This is a genomic window from Hydrobacter penzbergensis, assembly GCF_900106985.1.
Classification (GTDB): Bacteria; Bacteroidota; Bacteroidia; order Chitinophagales; family Chitinophagaceae; genus Sediminibacterium; species Sediminibacterium magnilacihabitans.
Genome location: NZ_FNNO01000006.1, coordinates 1 through 24,552 on the forward strand (window position 1 = coordinate 1; position 24,552 = coordinate 24,552).

Genomic DNA, 24,552 nt, shown 5'->3' on the forward strand with positions numbered 1-24,552 from the left:
CTTCAATGTCAATCTTACACTGGATTAATCATTTAAACGGAAAAAAACTAGCTCAGATTAAACATGCCCTGAGTTTTCAATAGCACAACACGTTATATATTTAGTAAAAAACGATGAGGCCGGAATATTTGCTGGAAGCTTATGCAACAGCAGTTTTACATAAAGATGCAGCTGCTTACACTTCCATTTTCGACGAGAACATACGCGTCTTTGATATGTGGCAGGAATGGCGATACGACGGCATTACGGCCTGGCGTGAAGTGGCAAAGGATTGGTTTGACGCGCTAGGTGCGGATAAAGATGTGGTAACTTTCAGCGATATTGAAATTACAGAAAAGGGGGAATTGGCGCTTATTACTGCAATAGCAAAATTTACTGCAACTTCGGAACAGGGAGAAGCGCTTCGCTACCTGGAGAACCGTCTTACATGGGTAGCTGTAAAGAAAGGGCTGACCTGGAAAATCATTCACCAGCACACTTCTTCTCCAATCGATTTTAATACCATGCAAGTGGTGTTAAAGAGAGATAAAAAGCCCTGCTAGTTCATTCCTAACGGGGCTTTTTATGTTATGCATCCAGTAACTGCTGTGCGTAGTCCCTGCACTTCTTCGTTTCTTTTACTGCATCGGAACCTGCCGGGATATCATATTCCAGTTCGATGGTAGCGGGCATTTTATATTTCTTTGTTTTCAGCAAGGTCAGTATGTCTTTCAAAGGCGTATCACCTTCACCCCATGGTGTGTTCTTGCCGCCGTTGGCTTTGCTTTTACGGTCTTTGAGGTGCATACTGGTAATTTTTTTGTGTTTAGCCTCGATAAAAGACAGCAAGCTCTCTTTGGTATTACCCGCAGCTATATAATGCCCGCAATCGAGATTGATGGTATTATTAGGCGATTGGGCCAAAGCCGTATCCCATGCAGTTTCTGTTGCCTGCAGGTGGGCATGGTAGCCAACGTATACTTTATTTTTTTCGGCCAGTTCGCCCAGTCTTTTGGTTTGTGCGGGATCTGAGGGCAATTCAACAGATACCGAAGTGGCGCCCAGCGCTTTTGCAGCACGCATGGCATAAGTTACTTCGCCATCTGTATTGTCAGCCGCCAATGCGTTTGGCTTATACGCAAAAATGTAAACACCGGCTGCATTAAATTTTTTGCGGAGTTCAGTGAATCCATCCATTGATACAGATTCCCGCCAGGCAGCTACTTGTTCCTTATATTGTTTCAGTTGGGCTTTGACCTCTTCACTCAATTCCTGCTTTGGTTGTCCGGGTACGCGTGGCTGCATTTTTACCGGGTTAACGGGTTTGCCTAAATAGTCTTCCACTTCATCACCCTTTAATTCAACTGCATTGATATTGCTTTCGATGCAATATTGCAACAGTTTATCCGGATGTCCCGGCATGCTTCTGAATGAATAAGTAGTTACCCCGATCTGAACTCCCCGGATCAATGAGTTGGGTTTGGACAGGAAGAAATTACGCGCAAAGGCAGATTTTCCGGTAACCAATATGCCCAAAGATGCAAGCGAACTTTGGTAAAGGAATGCCCGGCGTGAAGAATTTGATGACATGATGCGTTGGTTTAATTGAATAGGAGCATTAAAAATAGACCATTCCCGCATTAAGGGAATCTTAATTGTCAAGCTAAGTCTTAACTTATATATGCATCAAATAAAAGAAGGCACATCCAGGATATGCCTTCTTTTCGGGTATGCCAATGCTATTTTGCCGGGGGTTATTTGCCAGTCAGTTTATCCCAGAAACCTTTAGCCTTGTCTTTCAGTTCATTCATTTTCTCGCCTGCTTCGTCTTTCAGGTGCGACAAATTGTCTTTGATCTCTCCCGATTTGATATGGTCCATTATCTCTCCTGCCTTTTGTTTTAGTTCCTCTCCTAATTCGCCCGATTTGTTTTTCAGTTCTTCCAGTTTTTCAGCCGCCTGGTTTTTGAACTCATTGGCCTTGGCGGCCAGTTGATCTTTCAAGTCTGACATGATGATTGGTTTTAGTAAAATAATAGTGTACCAATGTTATAGCATGCGCAGCAGTTTATTGGATGATGATCAGGTAGGAATAGTGCGTTGTTGCACTTATTGTTTTTTAACGTATTCTTTGTTTCCGTTCTTGTTGATGTAATAATGTCCGCCGCGGGGTCCTTCGTAAATGGTGCGTCCTTTTGCATCGGTTCCTACTACTTTATCGGCTGTTTTTGCAGTGGGTGCAGGGGCAGCAACTTTGGGTGCCGGGGCAGGGACAGCTGGCTTGGCAGTAGCTGGAGCCGGGGTTATAGGCTTGGCTGCAACAGGCGCCATCTTTTTTACAGCAGCAGCTTGCTGGGCTTTATCTGCCTCCGCTTTTGCTTTGTCGGCAGCTGCTTTTTTCTTATCAGCTGCTTCTTTTTTAGCCTTTTCCTTGGCTGTTTCTTTTGTTTGGGCGAATACCTGTACGCCACCTAATAAAAGCGCGAAGGCAAGTGAGAGCGTGAAGATCTTTTTCATGTTATGGAATTTGAATTTGAAAATAAATCTAATAAAAAAACATGCCAAATTCAGGCCCATTCCACTTTTTTTGCCGTTTTTAAGCTGTCTGCGAGAAAATCTCATTCAAAACCCCGGCCAGTCTTACTCCTCCTTTCAGCAAACGTTCATTGAGGGTATTAATGTGATCGAAATTATAACGGTAACTTAATTTCAGTTCAGGTGAGCGGCCGGCTTCGTCGTACAGTTTCCGGCTGATCTCGTAAGATTCGAAAAGCCAGTTGGCAATGGGCGCCGACTGCCATCGTTTCCGCTCCTGCAGTGTGGTGAAATTAATGGCTTTCACATATTCGGTATAACTCAGTTGCTGGTAGTCGATCAACTTTTCATCCCATACCGCATGCAGGTTAGTGGGTTCGCCGAACCATTGTAATCGAATGCGGTTGCCGCCCAGGTCTGACTGCCTGCCCGTGTGCATCGGTTGGTGCACGTCTCCCACAATGTGCACCAGTAAGCGCAGGTACAATTTTTTCTTTTCCTGGTCCAGTCCTTTTTTCTTCAGTTCCCTGATCAGGAAATTTAATTTGGTATAGGCGTCTACAGCTGTGTCCTTGGCAAGATATTCTTTCATCATGTCCAAGGTATACCCATCATCAAAATTGATATAATGCCAGGGGCCGAGGTAGTTGAAAGAAGGGTCTGACTTGATGAAATCGGGCCAGTTAGCAGTCATGGCCAGCGATTCGTTGCCTAAAATAGCCCTTACTTCTTTGCGTGCCTGGGCGGTGAGATATGTTTCAGCAATTTCCCCTACGATCCGGTGTCCGAGCATGCCCCAGGCATTCGATTCAAAAGGCAGGTAAAGCAATGCTGCAATGATGAATAGTTTTTTCGCAATTGTCATGGTTGAATATGTGTTTGGTCTCACAAAAATATCTTCTCCCATGCAAATACGAACAGGTCAGGTTGATTTGCGCACCACAAATTCCGGGTCGATCTCAACTTGTATACGTTGCACTTTATGCTTCCCCGCACCCAGCTGATCCATCAGTATGGCCACGGAAGATTTTGCAATTTTATCTATTGGCTGCCTGATCACTGTAATGGCAGGTGTATGCAGCCTGAAAATATCATTATCATCAAAACAAATCACGGCAATGTCCCTGGGGATCTCAAGTCCAATCTGTTGTATGCTTTCCAGTCCCAGGATACCCAGGTAATTCGTAGCAAAAAATACAGCGTCCAGCTCAGTATCCCTGATAAAAGAAATGATCATCTGCATAGTTGCTTCTCTATCATCTGTACAATTGATGGGTAACTTTAGCAGGAGTTTTTGTTTCGAAGCCGGTTGTTCTTTTTTCTGGGCATCTTTATAAGCCTGTTCCCGCATGTCCATCTGTATCATCTTCAGATCAACGGTTACGAAACCGATTCGCTTATATCCTTTCCTGATGAGGTGTGTCATTCCTTTCTCAATTCCAGAATAATTATTCACTAACACATACGGCGTATTGATCTCCGGAAAATAACGGTCCATCAAAACAAAAGGTTTCTTATACTGCACCAGTTGTTCGATGTCTTTATTCATCTTTACCGTAGGCGTGATAATAAATCCATCCACTTGCTGGTAGTTGAGGATATTGAGCAGGGTCCTTGCGCGATGGGCATCATTTTCCGTACAACAAAAGATCACTTTGTATCCGTATTCATTAGCTTCATCTTCGATGAATTTTGCGCAGGATGCAAAAAACTGGTTGGAAATATCGTCTACCAATAATCCAATGATCTTTGACTTTCCTGTTCGCAAACTCACCGCTACCCGGTTTGGCTGATAACCTGATTTCTTAACAATCTGGTGCACCTTTTCTACTATCGGCTTGCTGATGCGCATCTGTTCAGCCTTTCCGTTGAGTACAAAAGAAACCGTAGAGGTAGATACCCCGGCCATTTTCGCTATATCCTTCAGGGATATTTTCTTCATGCAGGTTGTGCAGTTTTGTTTTTTACAAACATGAAGATAATTATTTACTTCTTCAGGAAAGGATTCTCTTTATCTGTTGAAAAAGAATAAGGGAAGGACGTTTCCGATATACCTCTTTGCTTATTCGGCTGGTTACCCATGGTGAATTTCAATATTGCTCCCTGTTCCAGGACGCTGTGGCCAAGCCAGTTTTTATTATACGAAGTATTATTCCATTGAAGTTGCTGTACATAAAGATTTTCCTTGCTGTTCGCCGGCGCATCGATCACAACCTGTTTGCCATTTTCCAGTTTGATGGTCGCTTTCCTGAACAAAGGAGCACCCAATACATATTGGTCGGATGCAGGCGTAACAGGATAGAAACCCAATGCTGAAAACAGGTACCAGGCAGAGGTCTGGCCATTGTCTTCATCGCCACAATAACCATCGGGTGTGGCCAGGTACAAACGGTTCATGGCTTCCCGCACCCAGTATTGTGTTTTCCAGGGTTCGCCAGCATAGTTATACAAATAGAGCATGTGCTGTATAGGTTGGTTGCCATGTGCGTACTGTCCCATGTTCACCAATTGCATTTCCCTGATCTCGTGTATCACGCCACCATAATAGCTTTCATCAAATACCGGTGGCATGATGAATACCGAATCCAGCATCTTCACAAATGTTTGCCTGCCTCCCATCAGGTTGATCAATCCCTGTATATCGTGAAAGACCGACCAAGAATAATGCCAGCTGTTTCCTTCTGTGAAAGCATCTCCCCATTTGAACGGGTTGAAAGGTTTTTGAAAGTTGCCGTCTTTGTTTTTACCCCGCATGAGTTTGGTTTCCGGATCAAAAAGGTTCCGGTAATTCAGGCTTCTTTTTGCATACAGGTCTGTTTCTTCTTTCGGCCTGCCCAATGCTTTTCCGAGTTTGTAAATGGCGTAGTCGTCATACGCATATTCCAGTGTGCGTGCGGCATTTTCATTGAGCTTTACATCGTAAGGCACATAGCCCAGTTCATTGTAGTATTTTACTCCTGCGCGGCCCACTGCGGTGAGCGGTCCTTCATTATTGGCTCCGTGCAGCAGTGCCTGGTAAAGCGTGTGGATGTCGTATCCCCTCAATCCTTTGAGCCATGCTTCCGATACCACTGAGGCGGAGTTGTTACCCACCATTACATCGGCATAACCCGGACTGGACCATTCCGGCAACCAGCCTCCTTCTTTGTAATCGTTCAGGAGCCCCTCCTGCATTTCTTTGTTGATGGAAGGATATACCAGATTCAGGAAGGGATACAGCGCGCGGAAAGTATCCCAAAAACCAGTGCCTGCATACAGGTAGCCTGGGTAGGTCTGTCCTGTATACGGACTGTAATGCACAACCTTATTCTCGCTGTTGATCTCATACATTTTTTGCGGAAAGCAAACAGCGCGGTAAAAGCAGGAATAAAAAGTACGTATCTGGTCAACGGTTCCGCCTTCAACGGCAACACGTCCTAATGTATTGTTCCAGGCTTGTTTTGCTTTTGCCAAAGTAGCATCAAAAGCATCATTCGCCAGTTCTCTTTTCAGGTTCAGTTCGGCCTGTTCAAAGCTGATGAAAGAAGATGCCACTTTCAGGTGCACTTTTTCGCCACGGGCGGTTTTAAAGCCCACTACTGCTCCTGCGTGATTGTCATTCATTTCAAGTGCATCTTTCACCAACTCATTGCCGCGCCATACATACTGCACGTCGAAAGCTTTGTCGATATAGATGACAAAATAATTTTTGAAGTTTTTAGGCACGCTCCTGCTGGTGCGGGTAGTATAACCGATGATCTTATGTTCTGCGGGAAAGATCTTGACATAGCTTCCTTTATCAAAAGCATCTATCACAATAAAGGAACTGTCTGCCGCCGGATACGTAATACGGAACTGCGCCGCACGTTCTGTGGGTGTGATCTCTGTTGTAATATCGGCATCGGCCAGGTAAACGCTGTAATAATAAGGCTTGGCTGTTTCTGCTTTATGCGAGAACCAACTGGCCCTGTCATCCTGGTTGAATTTCAGTTTGCCCGTCACCGGCATGATGGAAAATTGCCCGTAATCATTCATCCAGGGCGATGGCTGGTGCGTTTGCTTGAATCCCCTGATCTTATAGCTGCCGTTTGATTTGGGCGATGCTTCAGGATTATAGGTGTATTGCCATCCGCTGCCCATGGGGCCAGTTTGTGGTGTCCAGAAATTCATTCCCCAGGGCACTGCAATGGCGGGATAGGTATTTCCGTTGGATAAGGCTGGTCTTGAATCCGTTCCCATGAGCGGGTTCACCCAGTCGGCAGGGTCTGTTACTTTATTAACCATCTGTGCAAATGAAGCCAGGCTGTTGATCAGCAGGGCCAGCAGGAAGAGCGTTTTTCTTTTCATACTTTCTTTATTGGTAGCGATCGCTTATAAAATTCCCTGCCAATTTACATAGCTAAATCGATTTTGTAAATTTTTTATAAAGAAACCCCACCCTGAAGGGCGGGGCAAAGATTTGGTGCATGTTTCGGATGCAGGTTATAGGGCGCGGTCGAGGTGAACATAACCACCGTCTACATGGATCAGTTGGCCGGTGGTATGGCTGGAGCGGGCCGACAAAAGAAAAGCGGTCATATTGGCGATCTCTTCGGTAGTGGTCATTCTTTTTTCCAGTGGGATTTTTGCTGTAATAGATGCCAGCTTTTCTTCCGGATTGGGCAGGCTGTTGATCCATTTTGCGTATAGCGGCGTCCAGCTTTCTGCTACAATGATGGCATTGACACGAATACTGTAGGGTAATAATTCAACGGCCCACTCCCTTGTCAGTGCATTACGGCCGCCATTGGAAGCAGCATAAGCAGAAGTGCCGCCCTGGCCTGTTTCCGCTGTTTTGGAACTGATATTTACAATAGACCCTTTCGATGATTTCAAGGCTGGTAAAGCATAATGCGCCAGCAGGTAATAATGTACCAGGTTTCTGTGGAGGGATTCTATAAAAGCCTCATAATTACCTTTCTCCAGTCCCACACCGTCGTTCACACCGGCATTGTTCACAAGTCCGTCGATCTTTCCATACTTGCTCAATACCTCTTTTACCGCATGCTCACAGGCCTCTGGCTGGGTAAGCTCGGCCACCACATGGGAAGCTTTTCCTCCTTCGGCAATGATGGCATTAACCGTTGCTGTGTTATCGGCTTCGCTCCGGCCAATGATCACGGGAATGGCTCCCTCTTTTGCCAGCACACGTGAAATCCCCTCGCCTATTCCTTTGGCTCCGCCGGATACAATGATGATTTTGTCTTTTAACTGAAGGTCCATATTCAATGCTGTTTAACTAAGCTGATAAAATTGAATCGCATTGCCTCCGAAAAAACGGTTTTGTTCTTCGGCGCTGAATGACGAAAAATAATGTTTTACAATGTTCATATTTGCCTCGTAATCGGCTGCCAGCAAACAAACCGGCCAGTCCGACCCGTACATCAACCGGTTCATACCGAAGGCCTCTACTACTACGTTGAGGTAAGGCCGGAAAGTTGCTTCATTCCATTGTTGCCAATGGGTTTCTGTCACCATGCCAGATACCTTACAATATACATTGGGGAGCCCGGCTACCTTTCGAATATCCCTGGCCCATTCTGTTATTTCTCCCTGTTTGATCGCAGGCTTCGCAATATGATCTATCACAAAGGGCTGATCGGGAAAAGCAGCTACGAACTGTGCAGCATGCTTTAATTGATGCGCATAGATCAGCACATCATAAGTATAACCAAATTGCCGAAGGCGGTTGATGCCTTTAATGAAAGCATCTTCCAGCATGAACTGCGGATCTTCTGCCTGCAGGATATGCCGGAAACCTTTGAGCAAATTGAACTGGCTATAATGTGCGAGTCTTTCTTCTAAAGCAGGTGAACGCAGGTCCACCCACCCTACCACTCCTTTGATAAAAGGATGTTGAGCAGCCAGTTGCAGCAAAAAATCCGTTTCCGTTTCCGACTGATCGGCCTGCACCGCTACGCAACCATCTACCTGGTTCTTATTCAATAAAGGCAGGAGGTCTTCCGGCAGAAAGTCTCTGCGGATCGCCGTCATGGTATTGTCGATCCAGGCATCACGCACCGGATCGTATTGCCAGAAATGCTGGTGTGCATCAATGCGCAGCATACGCTACTACCTTTTGTGTTGATGTTCCCAAACTGTCGATACCCAATTCCACCACATCGCCTGGCTGGAGGTAAATGGCAGGATTGAACCCCAATCCCACACCTGCGGGTGTTCCGGTAGAAATGATATCGCCGGGTAATAAGGTCATGAACTGACTGATATAGGAAACCAGGAACGGCACATCAAAAATGAGGTTGGCAGTGGTGCCATCCTGCATTTTTTTACCGTTCACAGATAACCACAAACGCAAATTATTCACATCAGCTATTTCATCCTGTGTTGCCATCCAGGGTCCGATCGGTGCAAAAGTGTCGCATCCTTTTCCTTTATCCCAGGTACCGTTCCGCTCCAACTGGAAAGCGCGTTCCGATACATCGTTGTGTAATGCATAGCCCGCTACATAATCCAAAGCCGCTTCCTTCGAAACATAGCTTGCTTTCTTTCCGATTACTACTGCCAGCTCCACTTCCCAGTCTGTTTTTTCCGATCCTTTGGGGATCATGATCGCGTCGTTCGGGCCAACAATAGCTGTGGTTGACTTCATGAAAATGATTGGTTCGCTTGGTGTGGCGGCTCCGGTTTCTTTTGCATGATCGGCATAATTCAATCCGATACAAACAATCTTAGAAGGCTTTGCTACCGGGCATCCCAGGCGGGTACCGGCGGGCAATTCCTGCAAAGCTGTTATTCCTTCGTTCAGTTTCTTTTGTAAAGCGGCCAATTCTCCGTTGGCAAAAAAATCTTCATCGTAATCGCGCACCCATCCTGATGCATCGTAATAACGTCCATCTACACAAACACCGGGTTTCTCTTTTCCTGCTTCACCAAAACGTATCAGTTTCATATACTATCTCACTTTATTTTTTACTTTAAAATTTTCATTCGCGTTACCCGTTGAGTTTGATAAACCCTCCATCGATCGGGTAATCCGAACCTGTGATAAATGAAGCTTCATCCGAACACAGGTACAAGATCAGGTTGGCTATTTCTTCGGGTTTGCCCATCCTGCCGATCGGTTGCGACTGTGAAAGTTTCTCGAACATCTCCGCTTCTTTGCCCGGGTAATTCTTTGCGAGGAACCCATCTACAAAAGGAGTATGCACACGTGCCGGGGAAACACAGTTGCACCGGATTCCGTGTTTCAGATAATCTTTCGCAACAGAAAGCGTCATGGCATATACCGCTCCTTTCGTCATGGAATAAGCGAAACGGTCGTTCAGTCCCGTTACAGCAGCGATCGATGACATATTCAGGATAACTCCTCCGCCATGCTGTTTCATCAGCGGAACTGCAGCGTGCAGGCAGTTATACACGCCTTTGACATTTACATTGAACAGCTTCTCAAAATCTGCTTCGGAAGTGGTCTCCACATTTCCGATATGCGATATCCCTGCATTGTTCACCAGTATATCGTGCCGGCCTATCTGTCCAAAAATTTCCATCACCTGCTGTTGATTGCTCACATCACAGGCGTACACCGTGGCTTTTCCGCCTTGTGCTTTGATCTCCTCCACTATAGTTGCGGCATGATCGGCATTCAGTTCCAGTATGCATACTTCTGCGCCCTGCTTGGCAAATACCACCGACACGGCTTTGCCTATGCCGCTCCCACCGCCGGTTACCACGGCTTTTTTTCCTTTCAGACTTAACATATCAGTTACAAATTACAATTGGAATATTTTGTTCATCAGCAACCATTTCTCCCCGGGCTTTGCCTGTGGCAATGCCTGCTGGTATTTCCACATGAGTTGTTCCCATTCCTGTACTTTGGGGTTGTTCCTGTCCATCTCCGATTTGGCATCAAAGCTAAAAAGATCTGTGGTATCCATGATCATGAAAAGCCGGTTTCCCAGGCGATATATTTCCATATTGGTAATCCCCGAATCAAGGATGCTTGCTTTGATCTCAGGCCAAACCGACTGATGGTAAGCTTCGTATTCGGCAATCAATGCCGGATCATCTACCAGGTCCAGCGCCAGACAATATCTCTTCATGCGTGATGATTAATGTGTATTCTTTACTTGAACATTGTTTCCTTTCGTATCCTGGCTCCTGGCAAAAAACAGGATCACCGCAAAGCATATGGCAGGTACCAGGTATGCCAATTGGATATTACCACCGGTAAGGTCTGAAATCTTGCCCATAACGAGCGGCACAAAAGCGCCCCCAACGATCGACATCACCAGGAAAGAAGATGCGATCTTGGTTTCTTCTCCCAGGTCTTTGATGCCCAGTGCAAAGATGGTGGGGAACATGATGGACATAAAGAAAGGAACCGCCATCAGTGCATAAGCAGCTGTTGCTCCATGCGCAAAAATTGACACGAGCAACAAAATGATGTTGATGCAGGCATACAACGAAAGCAGCCTGGCCGGGCGGATGTATTTCATGAAGAAAGTTCCGGTAAACCGTCCCACCATGAATCCTACCATGGCAATAGAGCCCCAACGGAAAGCTGCGTCTTTTTCGGGCATATTCATGACATATTTAGAGAAGCGGATGAAAAAACTTCCTACCCCTACCTGTGAGCCCACATAAAAAAACTCTGCTATCACAGCGCCTCGCAGGTGTTTGTGCCGGAAGACTTTCCATGAAAAACTGCTTTCACTTTTTTCATCGGCTTCTTTAATCTCCGGTATATGTGTTACAAAGAACAGGGCCAATACCACAAATACAATTGCCGCTATAACGATATAGGGTATTTTCACCATCCCTGCTTCGAAACTGAGGTAATCGCTCAGGGCCTGCGGTGTCATGGCAGCCAGTTCCTGCGGTGTATGCTCTATACCCGACAAAATGAATTTACCGCCAATGATCGGTGCAAGGAATGCGCCCACACCATTGAACGATTGCGCAAAGTTGAGTCGTTGTTCTGCGGTAGCTTTATCGCCCAACTTAGTAATATAAGGGTTGGCTACTGTTTCGAGGAATGTTGCGCCGCTTGCTATGATAAAAAGCGCTACAAGAAAAAATTCATAACTGCGGGCGCTGGCAGCTGGCACAAACAATATGGTGCCAATGCCATATAACAGTAGTCCGAACAGGATTCCCTTTTTGTACCCATAATGGTGCATGAACCATCCGGCGGGGAGAGCAATGGTAAAATAACCCAGGTAAACTGCCGAGTCGATCAGCGCCGATTCGGTATCCGTTAAGCGACATGCCTTTTTCAGGTGCGGAATCAATATGGGATTGATGTTGTGCAAAAAAGCCCATAAGAAAAAAAGGCTCGTGACAAGCACAAACGGAAGGAGGTAATTATTCGACTTTTTCATCGGCAGCTATTCATTTTAATAAGCGGGCACAATATTCGTTATTCATTCGTTTTCCCGAAAAAAATATGCGCTAACAACCGTTAGGAACAATCTTGTCCTGTCTGTTTACAGCAACGAGGTCCCATTATCAATGGCTACAATATAGTGCTGTGGCCATTTTTCAAATATTTTGGCATATTGTTCAGCTATAAATGCAATGGTTTCATCCACCTGATCTTCTTTTACCAGATTGATGGTACAACCGCCGAAACCGCCTCCCATCATGCGGGCGCCGAGTACTCCTTTGCAGTCTCTCGCCAGTGAAGCCAGCACATCTAACTCCTTACAGCTCACTTCATACAATTTACTCAATCCCTCATGTGTTTCAAACATGTATTCGCCAAAACCTGCCATATCGCCCTGCTCCAGCCGGGTGCAGGCTTTTTGCAGCCGGTCTATTTCTTCCACCATGTATTTGCAGCGATGATATACCGCCACCTCTTTACCGGCAAGACAGGTCTCCACCATTTCAATACTAGCATCGCGGAGACTTTTTACTTCAGGGAATTTTTGCTGTATCAATGCAACTCCTGCCTCGCATTCTTCCCTTCGTTTGTTATAAGCCGATGATGCCAGCGAATGCTTTACGCCTGTATCAAAAAGTATGATCCGGATCCCCTCCATATTGAAAGGAATATATGTGTATTCAAGAGAACGGCAATCGAGTTGGATCACTTTACCGGTTTGTCCAAACATACTGGCAAACTGGTCCATGATACCGCATTTTACACCTGCGAATTCATGCTCCGCTTTCTGTGCCATCTTAACCATAGAAAGACGGTCCAGTTTGAGCGACCACATTTCATTCATCGCAAAAATCGTAGCGCATTCCACTGCAGCGGAAGAAGACAGTCCGGCTCCCAGCGGCACATCGCCTATCACTACTGCGTTGAATCCGGCCAATCTGTGTCCGTTCTTTTCCAATTGGTCTGCCACACCCAATAAATAATTGGGCCATTGCTTTGCAGTGGGCTTCAGGTCATGCAGGGATGAAGTGAACGATTCTTCCAAATCGCCGGCATATAAATGAATGGCTTCATCATTGCGTGGGCCGATGGCTATGTATATGGCTTTATCAACTGCGGCGGGTAATACGAATCCAAGGTTGTAATCGGTATGTTCTCCTATCAAATTGATCCTTCCGGGTGATCTTACAATAACAGCGGGTTCTCCGAACTGTGCGCGGAACAATTCCGCTACTCTTTCTTTCATAAGGCTCATCAATGCTTATTTTCTACAATTTTAGTCATAGAAGCCCGGATAATAAAATCCGCAATGGCTTCGGGGTTTTCAATGGTTACGTGGTGTCCGTTGGCTTCCTGCTTGCCTTTGGTCATGGGGCGAAGCGTAACGGGACCACCCAGTTTTACGTAATTATTGGCTATTACCAATGCGTTCTGATCCATGGGTATCAGTTGGTCGTGCAGGCCGAAGCTGAAATAAAGCGGCACCTGGTGATCGGCAAGTTGTTCGAGGTTGTCTTTGGGATTGTCGTGATATTGCAGGGCCTCTTCCTCTGTAAACCCATAAGCGCTCTTGAGTTGGTTCCAGTTATCGGGCGCTCCGCTTCCTTTGAAGGCAGCGTCTTTTAATTTACCGCCAGGCCAGCTTTTGATCTCGCTCACCGGGTTCTCTGAATAAATGCAACTTACTTTATCGGGATGTTTTTTGGCCCAGGCGAATTCACACAAAGTGCCGCGTACGGCTCCCTCTAATGCCGGCGTAGCAGCAAAATGTTTTTCGTTAACGAGGTAGTCATAAAATCTTTCCCACTGTTGCATCAGTGCCGGCTGTCCGTATAACAGTTTGTTATTTACATCCAGGAAACCAATATAAAAGCCTTTGGCCACCAGTATGCTGTCGATCTCTATGTGAAAGTCGGGCGAATAGGATCGCCAGAGCCAGGGATTGCCTGGCAATGTTTTTGCAGGTACCACAATATAAGCCGGCGTGCTATCGATCGTAAAATGGATCCGTTTGAATCCATGCCATGTATTCGGATCGGTTTCTTTTTTCTGTGCCCATATTGCAGCGGGCAATAATAATAACACACAAAAGATCAAAAAATAATTTCGCATATAATGGAGAGAATCAGGTTAAAGCCGTTTCATAATGCATTTCGGGGATCACCACTTCTTTGAAGCCTTTGCGCAAGAGGCGACTGGCAAAGTCTTGCTGCACATCGTATTCTCCATGTACCAGGAACAATGTTTTAACAGCAGCGGGATCTTGTTTACTGATGAACTGGCTGAGATCATCGTAATCGCCATGAGCACTCATGCTGCGCATTTGTCCCACTTCAGCTACTACATTGTACATCTCACCGAATATTTTAACTTCTTTCGCGCCGCTGGCCAATCGTCCGCCCAACGAATGCGGCTCGCAGTAACCCACCAGCAAAATGGTATTCTTTTGATCGCTGATATTGTTCATGATATGGTGCTTCACACGTCCTGCATCGGCCATGCCGCTGGCCGACATGATCACGCAGGGCTGTGGAAGATCGTTCAGGGCCTTGCTTTCATCCACTGTTTTGATGAACTTCAGCCCTTTGAAATCGAAAGGATCATCGTCTTCCTGCATTACTTTTTTGATGCGCTTGTTAAAATATTCGGGGTATGACTTCAGCACTTCGGTGGCTTCGCGGCTCAGCGGACTATCCACATAATATGGAATGGCCGGCAAGCGGTGTTCCAGTTCCAATTGATTGAGTGCATAAAGCAATTCCTGTGTGCGTCCCACACTAAAGGCAGGTATGATCAGTTTTCCTTTTTTCTGGATACAGGTTTTTTCGATCCATTGCAGCAGTGCATCTGAAGTGCCGGTTACATCATCGTGCAGCTTGTTGCCATAAGTGCTTTCCAGTATGATATAATCTGCCTGGTACGGAAAATCCTGCGGTGATCGCAGGATGGCATCGTTATAACGTCCTACATCACCGCTGAAGGTTAGGTGCGTTTCTTTTCCGTCTTCCTTTATGCGCAGGTGTACTGCAGCGCTTCCAATGATATGGCCTGCATCGGTAAACATCACTTCCACCTCTTCTGTGATGTTTTTCCAATTACCGTATTCAACTATTTCGAACAAGTCGGCGGCTTTGGCTGCATCGTCGAGATCGTATAATGGCTGATAGGGAGGCAATCCTTGTTTGGCCCTTCGCTTGTTGATGAACTTGGTATCATCTCTTTGTATCTGCGCCGAATCTTCCAGTAAGATGATGGCCAGTTCTTTTGTAGCAGGTGTGGAAAATATTTTTCCTGCAAACCCATCTTTCACCAACTTGGGTATGAGCCCGGAATGGTCTATATGTGCATGCGACAATACAAGATAATCGACAGAAGACGGATCGAAACCAAAACTTCCATTCAGTGTCTCGGTATCTTTTCCCATTCCCTGGAAAAGACCGCAATCGAGTAATATTTTTTTCCCGTTCTTAAGGGTAAGCAAATGTTTGGAGCCGGTAACAGTACGCGCAGCTCCGTGAAAAGCAATTTTCATGTGTAACAGATTCGTACTTAAATGTAGTAAGTGTACTGCACATGAAAAAACATTATAGCAACAGCGCTGCCAGTGCGTAATCGGCAAGAAGAATCAGGATACAACTTACCACCACGGCGCTGGTACTGGCCCTTCCTATTTCCAGCGCCCCTCCTTTCACATGGTAGCCGTAATAAGCAGAAATGCTGCTGATAATAAATGCAAAAGTGTAGGATTTATACAGAGCGAAAGTGATATTATATAAATTGAGGTTTTGGCGAAGACCAATGTCAAAGATATCTGTAGCCAGTATCCCAGCCATGCTGGCTGCTGTACGCCCGCCCCAGATACCGAGGACCGCCGAAATAACGATGAGGCAGGGGATTACAATAAGCGCGCCCAATATTTTCGGCATTACAAGATAGCTCTTGGTATTGATGCCCATAATCTCCAGCGCATCAATCTGCTCGCTGATACGCATATTCCCCAACTCACTCGCAATTTTACTACCGATAACACCCGCCAGAACAATACTCACAACGGTAGGCGCCAGTTCCAGTATCATACTGTCTCTCACAATCTGGGCAATGGTTGCCTGCGGCACCAATGGACTCACCAATTGATATGCAGTCTGCACAGTAGTTACCGCTCCCAGGAACAATGAAATGATGATGACGATAGGCAAAGCTCCAACGCCAATCTCCACACATTGGGTCATGAATTCCTTCCAGTACATGCGCCAGTTCTCGGGCTTGGTAAACATGCCCTTCAACATTAAAAGATAAGAACCGAGATGAGTGAAAAAAGACATGTCTGATTATTTCTTTTTCTTTTTTAAACGTTTCCACCAGCTGCTTTGCTCTACAGGTGCTACTACATGATTGCGGCACCTGATCTGCGCATCCACCACTGCTACCGTAGCCATATTCACAATGCTTCTCACGGCGCTGCCCAATTGCAATACGTGTACCGGTTTTTTAATACCCAGCAAAATCGGACCGATCGCATCGGCACCTCCTACTTCTTTCAGCAGGTTGTAAGTTACGTTCCCTGCCGTTAAGTTAGGAAATATCAGCACATTAACATCTTCATCCACGAGTTCGCTGAACGGATAATTATCCCGCAGTATTTCTTTATTGAAAGCGAGGCTTGCCTGCATTTCTCCATCTACGATCAGGGAAGGATTGCGTTGCTTCAACAAGCGCGTTGCCTCGGCCACCAGCCGCGCTTCGGGTGAATCGCTGCTACCGAAATTGCTATAGCTGAGCATGGCAATACGGGGCGTGATATTAAAGTTGCGTACTTCTTTGGCCACCATCAGGGCAATATCTGCCAACTCTTCTGCAGTTGGATTGAAGTTCACCGTAGTATCTGCGAGGAACAAAGGGCCTTTCTTGGTGAGCAGCAGGTACATGCCCGCTATTTTCTTCACTCCTTCTTCGGTGCCGATGATATGCAATGCAGGGCGGATGGCTTCTGCATAGTTTTTGGTCAGACCCGACAACATCGCGTCTGCATCTCCTGTTTCCACCATCATACAACCGAAATGGTTGCGGTCTTTCATCACTTTCAGACTCTCGTACTTATTATATCCTTTGCGTTGTCTTTTGTTGAAGAATATCTCGCCGTATTCCTCTCTTTTCTTTTCCATCTCATCGCTCCGCGGATCGATGATGGGAATATCGGCCAAATCAATATCATGTGCTTCTGCAATCTTTTTGATCTTCTCCCCGTTACCCAACAAGATCGGGTATGCAATACCATCATCGTACAATATGCTGGCTGCTTTGAGTATTTTATGGTTATCTGCTTCGGCAAATACCAGTCTTCGCGGGTCTTTCTTCGCTTTATTGCCAATGGCCCTTACCAACTGGTTATCGAGGCCAAGCCTTTTGTTCAGTTCCAGTTCATACGCTTCCCAATTGGCGATCTTTTTCTGCGCCACACCACTCTCTACTGCCGCCTTCGCTACGGCAGGCGCTACGGTGGATAACAAGCGCGGGTCTACCGGTTTGGGAATGATGTATTCAGGTCCGAATGACATGTGTGTCTGGTTATAAGCCAGGTTCACCATATCGGGTACCGGCCTCCGCGCCAACTCGGCCAATGCCTTTACTGCAGCCAGTTTCATGGCTTCATTGATCTGCGTAGCACGTACGTCCAATGCACCACGGAAAATATAAGGGAAGCCGAGTACATTGTTTACCTGGTTGGGATAATCGGTACGGCCAGTAGCCATGATGATGTCTTTGCGGGCTTCTGTAGCCGCTTCATAACCAATCTCTGGATCGGGGTTGGCCATCGCAAACACGATGGGGTTCTTGGCCATGGCTTTTATCATATCCTGTGTGATCACATTGCCTACGCTCAATCCCACAAATACATCCGCATCTTTCATCGCAGTCTCCAGCGTCCAGTCGCTCTTCTTCACTGCATACTTTTTCTTTGTTTCACTCAGGTCATTCCTTCCCTGGTGAATAGCGCCGCTTTTATCGAACAGGATGAAGTTTTCGTATTTAGCGCCGAGTGCTACATATAACTCAATACAAGCCATGGCTGCAGCGCCCGCACCATTCACCACAAACCGGGCTTTCTCAATTTTTTTCTTTTGCAGTTCCAGTGCATTCAGCAAGGCGGCGGCGCTGATGATAGCCGTTCCGTGCTGGTCATCGTGCATCACCGGAATCTTCATTTGCTTTTTCAGCTCGCGCTCGATATAAAAGCATTCCGGCGCTTTGATGTCTTCCAGGTTGATGCCGCCAAATGTTGGTTCCAGCGCTTTAACGATCTGTACAAATTTCTCAGGATCTTTTTCATTGATCTCGATATCGAATACATCGATATCGGCGAATATTTTGAACAATACGCCCTTTCCTTCCATTACGGGTTTGCCGGCTTCGGGGCCAATATCGCCCAATCCGAGCACAGCTGTTCCATTACTGATGACTGCTACGAGGTTGCCTTTGGCAGTGTATTTATAAACATCTTCGGGATTGTTGGCGATCTCTTTGCAGGGTTCTGCTACGCCTGGACTATAAGCAAGTGAAAGGTCTCTTTGTGTTTTAGATTCTTTGGTAGGAATTACTTCAATTTTCCCGGGGCGACCGCTGGAATGATATTCCAATGCCTGCTCCCTCCTGAGGTCGTTCTGTTTGGCCATATTTGCTTTTTTGGTTATCAGCAACACCACCACGGTCGACTGCAGTGGTGCAACTGCCCATCAGCGTTTTATTCGCTGCGGAACGATCCTGATATGCTGGCAGCTATAAAGATGCAGCTATAGAGATGCTCCGGGGCTGCAAAAATACAATTTAATGCGTATTGGCGGCTGTCAATTACTGTACGCTGGACCCAAGCCAGGCCATCATTCCCATACCTGTTTCAATAGCACGCTCATCGATATCGAACTTGGGTGTATGTACGTTGTGAATGATGTCCTTGGCTTCATTGCGTACGCCCAATCGATAAAAACATCCCGGTATCTTCTGCGTATAATACCCAAAATCCTCGGCGCCCATACGCATTTCGGTTTCTTCTACCTTTTCTTTTCCCATATAAGCTTCTGCCAGGCGCCAGGCTTTTTCTGTGAATACAGGATCATTGTCTACGGTAGGGTATCCTACATCGATATGCAGGTCTATTTCTCCTCCCATCGATTCTACCAACCCTATGGCCTGCTTGCGTATGAGCTCATGCGCTTTGAATCGCCACTGTTCATCCATGGCGCGGAAAGTGCCCATCAGTTTTACTTCGCTGGGAATAACATTGGTGGTATGTCCGCCTTGTATAGAACAGATAGACAGTACAGATGGTGTGAGCGGATTCCTGTTCCTCGAAATGATCTGTTGCAGGCCCACGATCAAGTGAGATGCAATTAAAATAGTATCTGCTGTAAGGTTGGGCGCCGCTGCATGTCCGCCCTTACCCCTGACGGTAATATAAATTTCATCTGCGCTGGCCATTACCCTGCCTTTGCGAAAACTCAGTTTACCCTCATCCAGGCCCGGATGCACGTGCAATCCTATGATACCGGCAGGCTGCGGATTTTCCAGCACACCTTCATTGATCATATAGCTGGCGCCTCCCGGGTTTCTTTCTTCGCCGGGCTGAAAAATCAGTTTGATGGTTCCTTCCCATTCCGATTTCAACGCATTCAATATTTTAGCAGCGCCCAATAATATGGTCGTATGTACATCGTGACCGCAAGCGTGCATAACGCCCGGGTTTTGTGATTTGTACGATGTTTCATTTTCTTCCTGGATGGGAAGCGCATCCATATCGGCACGCAAAGCAATTACCCTGCTGCCTGGATTTTTTCCTTCGATGATACCCAACACACCTGTTGTTGCTTTTACGGTAAAGGGTATTCCGAAATCTTTCAATTTTGATTGTACGAATTGACTGGTCTCAAATTCGTGGTAACTCAGCTCCGGGTGAGCATGTAAATGTTTTCGAACCGAAATAAACTCTTCTGCATATTTGCCTGCCAGGTCTTTGATCTTTTGCTGTAACATGCGCTTGCTTTATTGTGGAATGATCTCTTCTTCATCTTTAGGCGTATACTCTATGGCATCTTCCACCACATATACGCCCTGGGGGTAAAACTTCATCAATTGTTTTCTCAGTCGCTCTGCCTCTTCTTTCCTGATGAAATTTCCAATGCGTACTTTAAAATAGGGCGATTGGAACATGGCATAACTTTTCTGATCGGGGAATCTTGCCAGTAACTCTGCTTTAATCTTGAATGCGAGGTCGCGCTTATTGGTGCTGATCACCTGTATCCGGTAGCCTCTGTATAAACCGGAACTGGTCATCATGGCTGTCCGCTTATTGATCTGTACCTGTTTGGCTGTGAGGATATCCAACCGGTGATCCTTGCTCAGGATAACAGAGTCGGCCTTCAGGCCATCTGCCATTGCCTGTTCACAGCATGCAGCCAGGAGCAACAGTATGATGGTATGTTTTATCCTGCCCATACACCAAAAATACCAATTCTACACCGTAGATATCTGTCATTTATTTTCAATAGCCCTCTGTTGCAGGCGCTCCCTGCACAATGGCTACGCTGGCGCTGCAACCCAGGCGGGTAGCGCCGGCTTCTATCAATTGTTTGGCAAAGGTATAATCGCGTATCCCGCCCGATGCCTTGATCTGTGCCTGCCCGGGCAGATACCGCCTGAAAAGCTGTACGGCTTCTACCGTAGCGCCTTTTTCTGCATAACCGGTAGAAGTTTTCAGGTAGTCGATACCCGCTGCACCATAAATATCGCAGCATTTGATGATCTCATCATTGGTAAGCACACCGCTTTCAATGATCACTTTGATGGTCTTGTGTTTGCTTTTGATCACCGGCATGAGGTGATTGATCTCATTGGCAATGTATAACCAGTCGCCGTTTTTAATGGCTGAAATATTGGCCACTACGTCCAGCTCATCCGCTCCGTCTACCATGGCCAGCACCGTTTCTGCGATCTTGGCTTCTACTGCGGAATAACCAAATGGGAAACCGATCACTGTGGCTGTTTTCACTGTGCTTTCCTGCAACAAAGACTTGGCAGTCTTTACAAAATTCGGTGGGATGCATACGGCGGCAAAAGCATATTGCCTGGCTTCCGCACAAAGCTTCTCCACATCGGCTATCAATGTAGTGGGCTTGAGTATGGTGTGATCGATATACCGGTTGATATGCATATCCTTATCTGTTATGCCTCTCTGCCATGACATGCTTTGTACTTCTTACCGCTTCCACAAGGACATGGATCGTTCCTTCCGATCTTCGGCGCTACATGAACAGGCTGTTGTTTAACAGGTGTAGGGTCGTAGTAATCATTCTCTGAAGGAGCTCCATCTGCATTGTCCTTATTGGCATTCATGCGGCTCATATCGGTCTTTTGCTGACGGCCTTCTTTCAACTCATCGCCTTCATTCAAAGGAATGCCGGCGTGACAAAGGAACTGAACGATATCGCGGTTCACTTCGCTGTCCATTTTCTTGAACAGTCCGAATGCTTCCATTTTATAGATCACCAGCGGATCTTTTTGTTCGTAAGTCGCTGTCTGCACACTCTGCTTCAGGTCGTCCATCGCCCGCAGGTGCTCTTTCCATGCATCGTCGATAAGGCCCAATGTAACAGACCTTTCCAATGCATTGAGCAGTTCCGCGCCTTGTGTGTGCAGGGTCTTTTCCATATTAGCCAATACCTGCATGCCTTTTCTTCCGTCGGTGAAGGGCACGATGACATTCTCGATATGCGCTCCCTGCTGCTGGCGTATATTCTTGAATACCGGTAAAGCCTGTACCATCAGTTCGCGTTTTTTGCGCTCATAGTTGGCAATCACTTCGCCGTATAATTTTTCGGTCAGTTGCTGATCGGTGAACTTGTTCAACTCTTCAGCGGTAATAGTTGTATCGATACCAAAATCCACGATGGCTGCCAGGCGGAATCCTTCGTGATCATTCTGTTCTTTGAATGATATCACCAGGTCTTCTGCTACGGTATAAAATGCATTGTCTAAATCAAGCGCCAGCCTTTCTCCGAACAACGCGTGGTTGCGTTTGGTATAGATCACGGTACGCTGCTTGTTCATCACATCATCGTATTCGAGCAGGCGCTTACGGATACCAAAATTGTTCTCTTCCACTTTCTTCTGTGCACGTTCGATAGATTTGGTGATCATGCTGTGCTGTATCACTTCACCTTCTTTGTATCCTGCAAAATCCATCACTTTGGCAATACGTTCGCTGCCGAACATACGCATGAGGTCATCTTCCAATGACACAAAGAATTGAGAAGAACCGGGGTCTCCCTGGCGACCGGCACGTCCGCGCAACTGTCTGTCTACCCTGCGCGACTCGTGTCTTTCCGTACCCAGGATGGCCAATCCACCTGCTTCTTTCACACCGGGTCCGAGTTTGATATCGGTACCACGTCCGGCCATGTTGGTTGCAATGGTAACAGCGCCGGCCAATCCTGCTTCTGCAACGATCTGTGCTTCGCGAGCGTGCTGTTTGGCGTTGAGTACATTGTGCGGGATCTGCTTCTGTCGCAGCATACGGCTGAGCAATTCACTCACTTCCACTGAAGTGGTACCCACGAGTATAGGACGACCAGCATCGCGCAGTTTTGCGATCTCGTCGATCACAGCGCCGAATTTCTCGCGCTTGGTCTTGTATACCAGGTCGTGCTCGTCCTTACGGATCGCAGGAATATTGGTAGGGATGGAAACCACATCCAGTTTATAGATATCCCACAACTCTGCCGCTTCTGTTTCTGCCGTACCCGTCATACCCGCGAGTTTGTGGTACATACGGAAATAATTTTGCAGGGTAACGGTAGCATAGGTTTGCGTGGCCGCTTCTATCTTCACATTTTCTTTCGCTTCAATGGCCTGGTGCAAACCGTCTGAATAACGGCGGCCATCGAGGATACGTCCGGTCTGCTCATCCACGATCTTTACCGCACCATCCATCACTACATACTCTACATCTTTATCGAACAGCGTATACGCTTTCAATAATTGCTGTACCGTGTGGATACGATCGGCCTTCACGGCATATTCGCTGATGATCTGCTCTTTCTGGTGCAGCTTCTCTTCTGTAGTAGCTTGCGCATTGTTATCAATTGCCGCGAGCGATAAGCTGATATCGGGCAGTATAAAGAAGTTGGGATCTTCTCCTGAACGGGTGATCAGTTGAATACCCTTATCGGTTAATTCAACCGAATTATTTTTTTCGTCGATGTAGAAGAAGAGTTCTTCATCGGCCTTGTGCATTTCGCGTTGCTGATCGGCGAGATAATGGTTCTCTGCTTTCTGCAATTTCACACGCATGCCGGGCTCACTGAGGAATTTGATCAGCGCATTATTCTTGGGCAGACCACGATGGGCGCGGAAAAGGGCCAATCCGCCGTCTTTCGGGTCGTCGTTGCCTTCTCCAATTTTTTTCTTGGCTTCATTCAGGAACTGGTTGGTGGCTCTTTTCTGTGCTTCCACCAGCTTCTCGATCCGGGGTTTCAGTTCAAAGAACTGTTGTTCGCCGGTATTGTGACCAATGGGACCCGATATGATCAACGGCGTCCTCGCATCATCAATCAATACTGAGTCCACTTCATCCACCATGGCAAAATGATGTTTGCGTTGCACCATTTCTTCCGGTGTGTGCACCATGTTATCGCGCAGGTAGTCGAAACCAAATTCGTTGTTGGTACCATACGTGATATCTGCCAGGTAAGCATTGCGCCGCGCTTCGCTGTTGGGTTCGTGTTTGTCGATGCAATCCACGCGCAGGCCCAGCCATTCGAAGATGGGGCCGTTCCACTCACTGTCCCTCCGGGCCAGGTAATCGTTCACGGTAACAATATGTACCCCCTCTCCTGCAAGCGCATTCAGATAAGCAGGCAGGGTAGACACCAATGTTTTACCCTCACCGGTGGCCATCTCGGCAATTTTGCCCTGGTGCAGCACGCTACCACCGATCAGCTGTACATCGTAGTGCACCATGTTCCAGGTCACTTTACCACCGGCTGCTAACCAGGTATTATTAAATACCGACTGGTCGCCCCTGATCTGCACATAATCCTTCTTCACGCTCAGTTCACGGTCGAAATCGTTGGCCGTAGCGGCTATTTCGGTATTATAGGTGAACCGGCGGGCTGTTTCCTTTACCACGGCAAAGGCTTCGGGCTGGATTTCCAACAGTATTTCTTCCAATTTTTTATCGCGGTCTTTTTTCAGTTTGTCCACCTCCTGGTAAATGGCGTCGCGGCCATGGATATCTCCCTCGGGAAGGGCTTCGGCAGATTGCCTTTTGGCTTCGATCTCGGTATCGATCTCACTGAGGTATTCGCGGATGCGCTGCCTGAATTCCACTGTTTTATGGCGCAGTTCGTCGTTCGTGAGCGACTGGTACTGTTCGTAAAACTGGTTCACTTTCTCAACGATGGGCAATATCTGCTGTACATCTTTTTCGCTCTTACTGCCGCCGAATAATTTAGCAATGAATTTCAACATATTATGGTTGGATCTGGTCTATTATAAAACAATGATGCAGTCAAAAAGGATGCTCAAAAAATTACAGGTCATTTTGACACCCCAACTGAAAGCGGCCAAAGGTAAAGAATTTGGGGAGACGCGCCATTTCTGCTACTTTTGCAGCCAAATTTGAAA

At 46.7% G+C, this 24,552-nt stretch carries 22 protein-coding genes; 1 reads left to right on the plus strand and 21 read right to left on the minus strand.

Features of this window, described 5'->3' with window-relative positions; all coding sequences use genetic code 11:
- The first annotated feature begins 113 nt into the window (after positions 1 to 113).
- A complete protein-coding gene (locus BLU98_RS07815) occupies positions 114 to 542 on the plus strand; it encodes a YybH family protein (RefSeq protein WP_092723485.1) in 429 nt (142 codons plus the stop codon).
- A 25-nt stretch (positions 543 to 567) separates the two neighbouring features.
- Here BLU98_RS07815 and BLU98_RS07820 read toward each other — a convergent pair whose 3' ends face one another.
- The 21 genes from BLU98_RS07820 to secA form a co-directional block, all read right to left on the minus strand.
- On the minus strand, positions 568 to 1,569 hold the full coding sequence (locus tag BLU98_RS07820; RefSeq protein WP_092723486.1) for a sugar phosphate isomerase/epimerase family protein: 1,002 nt from the start codon (positions 1,567 to 1,569) through the stop codon (positions 568 to 570).
- Positions 1,570 to 1,733: 164 nt separating this feature from the next.
- Positions 1,734 to 1,991: a hypothetical protein gene (locus tag BLU98_RS07825; RefSeq protein WP_092723487.1), complete on the minus strand. Its 258-nt coding sequence runs from the start codon at positions 1,989 to 1,991 to the stop codon at positions 1,734 to 1,736.
- 96 nt (positions 1,992 to 2,087) lie between these two features.
- The gene (locus tag BLU98_RS07830; RefSeq protein WP_092723654.1) at positions 2,088 to 2,495 is read right to left on the minus strand and encodes a hypothetical protein; all 408 of its coding nucleotides are present in this window, start codon (positions 2,493 to 2,495) and stop codon (positions 2,088 to 2,090) included.
- Between the two features lie 79 nt (positions 2,496 to 2,574).
- Complete coding sequence (locus tag BLU98_RS07835) at positions 2,575 to 3,378, minus strand: S1/P1 nuclease (RefSeq protein ID WP_092723488.1); 804 nt, start codon at positions 3,376 to 3,378, stop codon at positions 2,575 to 2,577.
- A 57-nt stretch (positions 3,379 to 3,435) separates the two neighbouring features.
- On the minus strand, positions 3,436 to 4,455 hold the full coding sequence (locus BLU98_RS07840) for a LacI family DNA-binding transcriptional regulator (protein WP_092723489.1): 1,020 nt from the start codon (positions 4,453 to 4,455) through the stop codon (positions 3,436 to 3,438).
- Between the two features lie 44 nt (positions 4,456 to 4,499).
- A complete protein-coding gene (locus BLU98_RS07845) occupies positions 4,500 to 6,839 on the minus strand; it encodes a GH92 family glycosyl hydrolase (protein ID WP_092723490.1) in 2,340 nt (779 codons plus the stop codon).
- A gap of 135 nt (positions 6,840 to 6,974) precedes the next feature.
- Entirely contained in the window at positions 6,975 to 7,754 is a 780-nt protein-coding gene (locus BLU98_RS07850; protein WP_092723491.1) for an L-fucose dehydrogenase, read from the minus strand.
- 12 nt (positions 7,755 to 7,766) lie between these two features.
- Positions 7,767 to 8,597 carry an amidohydrolase family protein gene (locus tag BLU98_RS07855; protein ID WP_257574811.1) on the minus strand — a complete coding sequence of 277 codons (831 nt, stop codon included), beginning with the start codon at positions 8,595 to 8,597 and terminating at the stop codon, positions 7,767 to 7,769.
- Positions 8,584 to 9,441: a fumarylacetoacetate hydrolase family protein gene (locus tag BLU98_RS07860; RefSeq protein WP_092723492.1), complete on the minus strand. Its 858-nt coding sequence runs from the start codon at positions 9,439 to 9,441 to the stop codon at positions 8,584 to 8,586. Before BLU98_RS07860 ends, BLU98_RS07855 begins: the two co-directional genes overlap by 14 nt.
- 43 nt (positions 9,442 to 9,484) lie before the next feature.
- Positions 9,485 to 10,249, minus strand: coding sequence for an SDR family NAD(P)-dependent oxidoreductase (locus tag BLU98_RS07865; protein WP_092723493.1), 765 nt, complete (start codon positions 10,247 to 10,249; stop codon positions 9,485 to 9,487).
- 12 nt (positions 10,250 to 10,261) lie between these two features.
- Positions 10,262 to 10,591, minus strand: a complete 330-nt coding sequence (locus BLU98_RS07870) for an L-rhamnose mutarotase (RefSeq protein WP_092723494.1) — start codon at positions 10,589 to 10,591, stop codon at positions 10,262 to 10,264.
- Between the two features lie 9 nt (positions 10,592 to 10,600).
- On the minus strand, positions 10,601 to 11,872 hold the full coding sequence (gene fucP / locus BLU98_RS07875; RefSeq protein WP_092723495.1) for an L-fucose:H+ symporter permease: 1,272 nt from the start codon (positions 11,870 to 11,872) through the stop codon (positions 10,601 to 10,603).
- A 105-nt stretch (positions 11,873 to 11,977) separates the two neighbouring features.
- Complete coding sequence (gene galK, locus BLU98_RS07880) at positions 11,978 to 13,132, minus strand: galactokinase (RefSeq protein ID WP_257574813.1); 1,155 nt, start codon at positions 13,130 to 13,132, stop codon at positions 11,978 to 11,980.
- Positions 13,132 to 13,989 (minus strand): hypothetical protein, encoded by an 858-nt coding sequence (locus tag BLU98_RS07885; protein WP_092723496.1) that lies wholly within the window; start codon positions 13,987 to 13,989, stop codon positions 13,132 to 13,134. Before BLU98_RS07885 ends, galK begins: the two co-directional genes overlap by 1 nt.
- A gap of 13 nt (positions 13,990 to 14,002) precedes the next feature.
- Positions 14,003 to 15,409: an MBL fold metallo-hydrolase RNA specificity domain-containing protein gene (locus BLU98_RS07890; protein WP_092723497.1), complete on the minus strand. Its 1,407-nt coding sequence runs from the start codon at positions 15,407 to 15,409 to the stop codon at positions 14,003 to 14,005.
- A gap of 52 nt (positions 15,410 to 15,461) precedes the next feature.
- A complete protein-coding gene (locus BLU98_RS07895; RefSeq protein WP_092723498.1) occupies positions 15,462 to 16,199 on the minus strand; it encodes an MlaE family ABC transporter permease in 738 nt (245 codons plus the stop codon).
- Between the two features lie 6 nt (positions 16,200 to 16,205).
- Positions 16,206 to 18,548 (minus strand): NADP-dependent malic enzyme, encoded by a 2,343-nt coding sequence (locus BLU98_RS07900; protein WP_092723657.1) that lies wholly within the window; start codon positions 18,546 to 18,548, stop codon positions 16,206 to 16,208.
- A 175-nt stretch (positions 18,549 to 18,723) separates the two neighbouring features.
- Entirely contained in the window at positions 18,724 to 19,902 is a 1,179-nt protein-coding gene (locus BLU98_RS07905; protein ID WP_092723499.1) for a M20 metallopeptidase family protein, read from the minus strand.
- A 9-nt stretch (positions 19,903 to 19,911) separates the two neighbouring features.
- The gene (locus tag BLU98_RS07910) at positions 19,912 to 20,364 is read right to left on the minus strand and encodes an SPOR domain-containing protein (RefSeq protein ID WP_092723500.1); all 453 of its coding nucleotides are present in this window, start codon (positions 20,362 to 20,364) and stop codon (positions 19,912 to 19,914) included.
- A gap of 46 nt (positions 20,365 to 20,410) precedes the next feature.
- Entirely contained in the window at positions 20,411 to 21,112 is a 702-nt protein-coding gene (gene deoC, locus BLU98_RS07915) for a deoxyribose-phosphate aldolase (RefSeq protein ID WP_257574814.1), read from the minus strand.
- Positions 21,091 to 24,396: a preprotein translocase subunit SecA gene (secA, locus tag BLU98_RS07920; protein ID WP_092723501.1), complete on the minus strand. Its 3,306-nt coding sequence runs from the start codon at positions 24,394 to 24,396 to the stop codon at positions 21,091 to 21,093. Before secA ends, deoC begins: the two co-directional genes overlap by 22 nt.
- Between the last annotated feature and the right edge of the window lie 156 nt (positions 24,397 to 24,552).

Excerpts from the sequence above, each read along its gene's own strand:
- BLU98_RS07815 (WP_092723485.1), top strand. The coding sequence starts at position 114 with ATGAGGCCGGAATATTTGCTGGAAGCTTATGCAACAGCAGTTTTACAT.
- BLU98_RS07820 (WP_092723486.1), bottom strand. The coding sequence starts at position 1,569 with ATGTCATCAAATTCTTCACGCCGGGCATTCCTTTACCAAAGTTCGCTT.
- BLU98_RS07825 (WP_092723487.1), bottom strand. The coding sequence starts at position 1,991 with ATGTCAGACTTGAAAGATCAACTGGCCGCCAAGGCCAATGAGTTCAAA.
- BLU98_RS07830 (WP_092723654.1), bottom strand. The coding sequence starts at position 2,495 with ATGAAAAAGATCTTCACGCTCTCACTTGCCTTCGCGCTTTTATTAGGT.
- BLU98_RS07835 (WP_092723488.1), bottom strand. The coding sequence starts at position 3,378 with ATGACAATTGCGAAAAAACTATTCATCATTGCAGCATTGCTTTACCTG.
- BLU98_RS07840 (WP_092723489.1), bottom strand. The coding sequence starts at position 4,455 with ATGAAGAAAATATCCCTGAAGGATATAGCGAAAATGGCCGGGGTATCT.
- BLU98_RS07845 (WP_092723490.1), bottom strand. The coding sequence starts at position 6,839 with ATGAAAAGAAAAACGCTCTTCCTGCTGGCCCTGCTGATCAACAGCCTG.
- BLU98_RS07850 (WP_092723491.1), bottom strand. The coding sequence starts at position 7,754 with ATGGACCTTCAGTTAAAAGACAAAATCATCATTGTATCCGGCGGAGCC.
- BLU98_RS07855 (WP_257574811.1), bottom strand. The coding sequence starts at position 8,597 with ATGCTGCGCATTGATGCACACCAGCATTTCTGGCAATACGATCCGGTG.
- BLU98_RS07860 (WP_092723492.1), bottom strand. The coding sequence starts at position 9,441 with ATGAAACTGATACGTTTTGGTGAAGCAGGAAAAGAGAAACCCGGTGTT.
- BLU98_RS07865 (WP_092723493.1), bottom strand. The coding sequence starts at position 10,249 with ATGTTAAGTCTGAAAGGAAAAAAAGCCGTGGTAACCGGCGGTGGGAGC.
- BLU98_RS07870 (WP_092723494.1), bottom strand. The coding sequence starts at position 10,591 with ATGAAGAGATATTGTCTGGCGCTGGACCTGGTAGATGATCCGGCATTG.
- fucP (WP_092723495.1), bottom strand. The coding sequence starts at position 11,872 with ATGAAAAAGTCGAATAATTACCTCCTTCCGTTTGTGCTTGTCACGAGC.
- galK (WP_257574813.1), bottom strand. The coding sequence starts at position 13,132 with ATGAGCCTTATGAAAGAAAGAGTAGCGGAATTGTTCCGCGCACAGTTC.
- BLU98_RS07885 (WP_092723496.1), bottom strand. The coding sequence starts at position 13,989 with ATGCGAAATTATTTTTTGATCTTTTGTGTGTTATTATTATTGCCCGCT.
- BLU98_RS07890 (WP_092723497.1), bottom strand. The coding sequence starts at position 15,409 with ATGAAAATTGCTTTTCACGGAGCTGCGCGTACTGTTACCGGCTCCAAA.
- BLU98_RS07895 (WP_092723498.1), bottom strand. The coding sequence starts at position 16,199 with ATGTCTTTTTTCACTCATCTCGGTTCTTATCTTTTAATGTTGAAGGGC.
- BLU98_RS07900 (WP_092723657.1), bottom strand. The coding sequence starts at position 18,548 with ATGGCCAAACAGAACGACCTCAGGAGGGAGCAGGCATTGGAATATCAT.
- BLU98_RS07905 (WP_092723499.1), bottom strand. The coding sequence starts at position 19,902 with ATGTTACAGCAAAAGATCAAAGACCTGGCAGGCAAATATGCAGAAGAG.
- BLU98_RS07910 (WP_092723500.1), bottom strand. The coding sequence starts at position 20,364 with ATGGGCAGGATAAAACATACCATCATACTGTTGCTCCTGGCTGCATGC.
- deoC (WP_257574814.1), bottom strand. The coding sequence starts at position 21,112 with ATGTCATGGCAGAGAGGCATAACAGATAAGGATATGCATATCAACCGG.
- secA (WP_092723501.1), bottom strand. The coding sequence starts at position 24,396 with ATGTTGAAATTCATTGCTAAATTATTCGGCGGCAGTAAGAGCGAAAAA.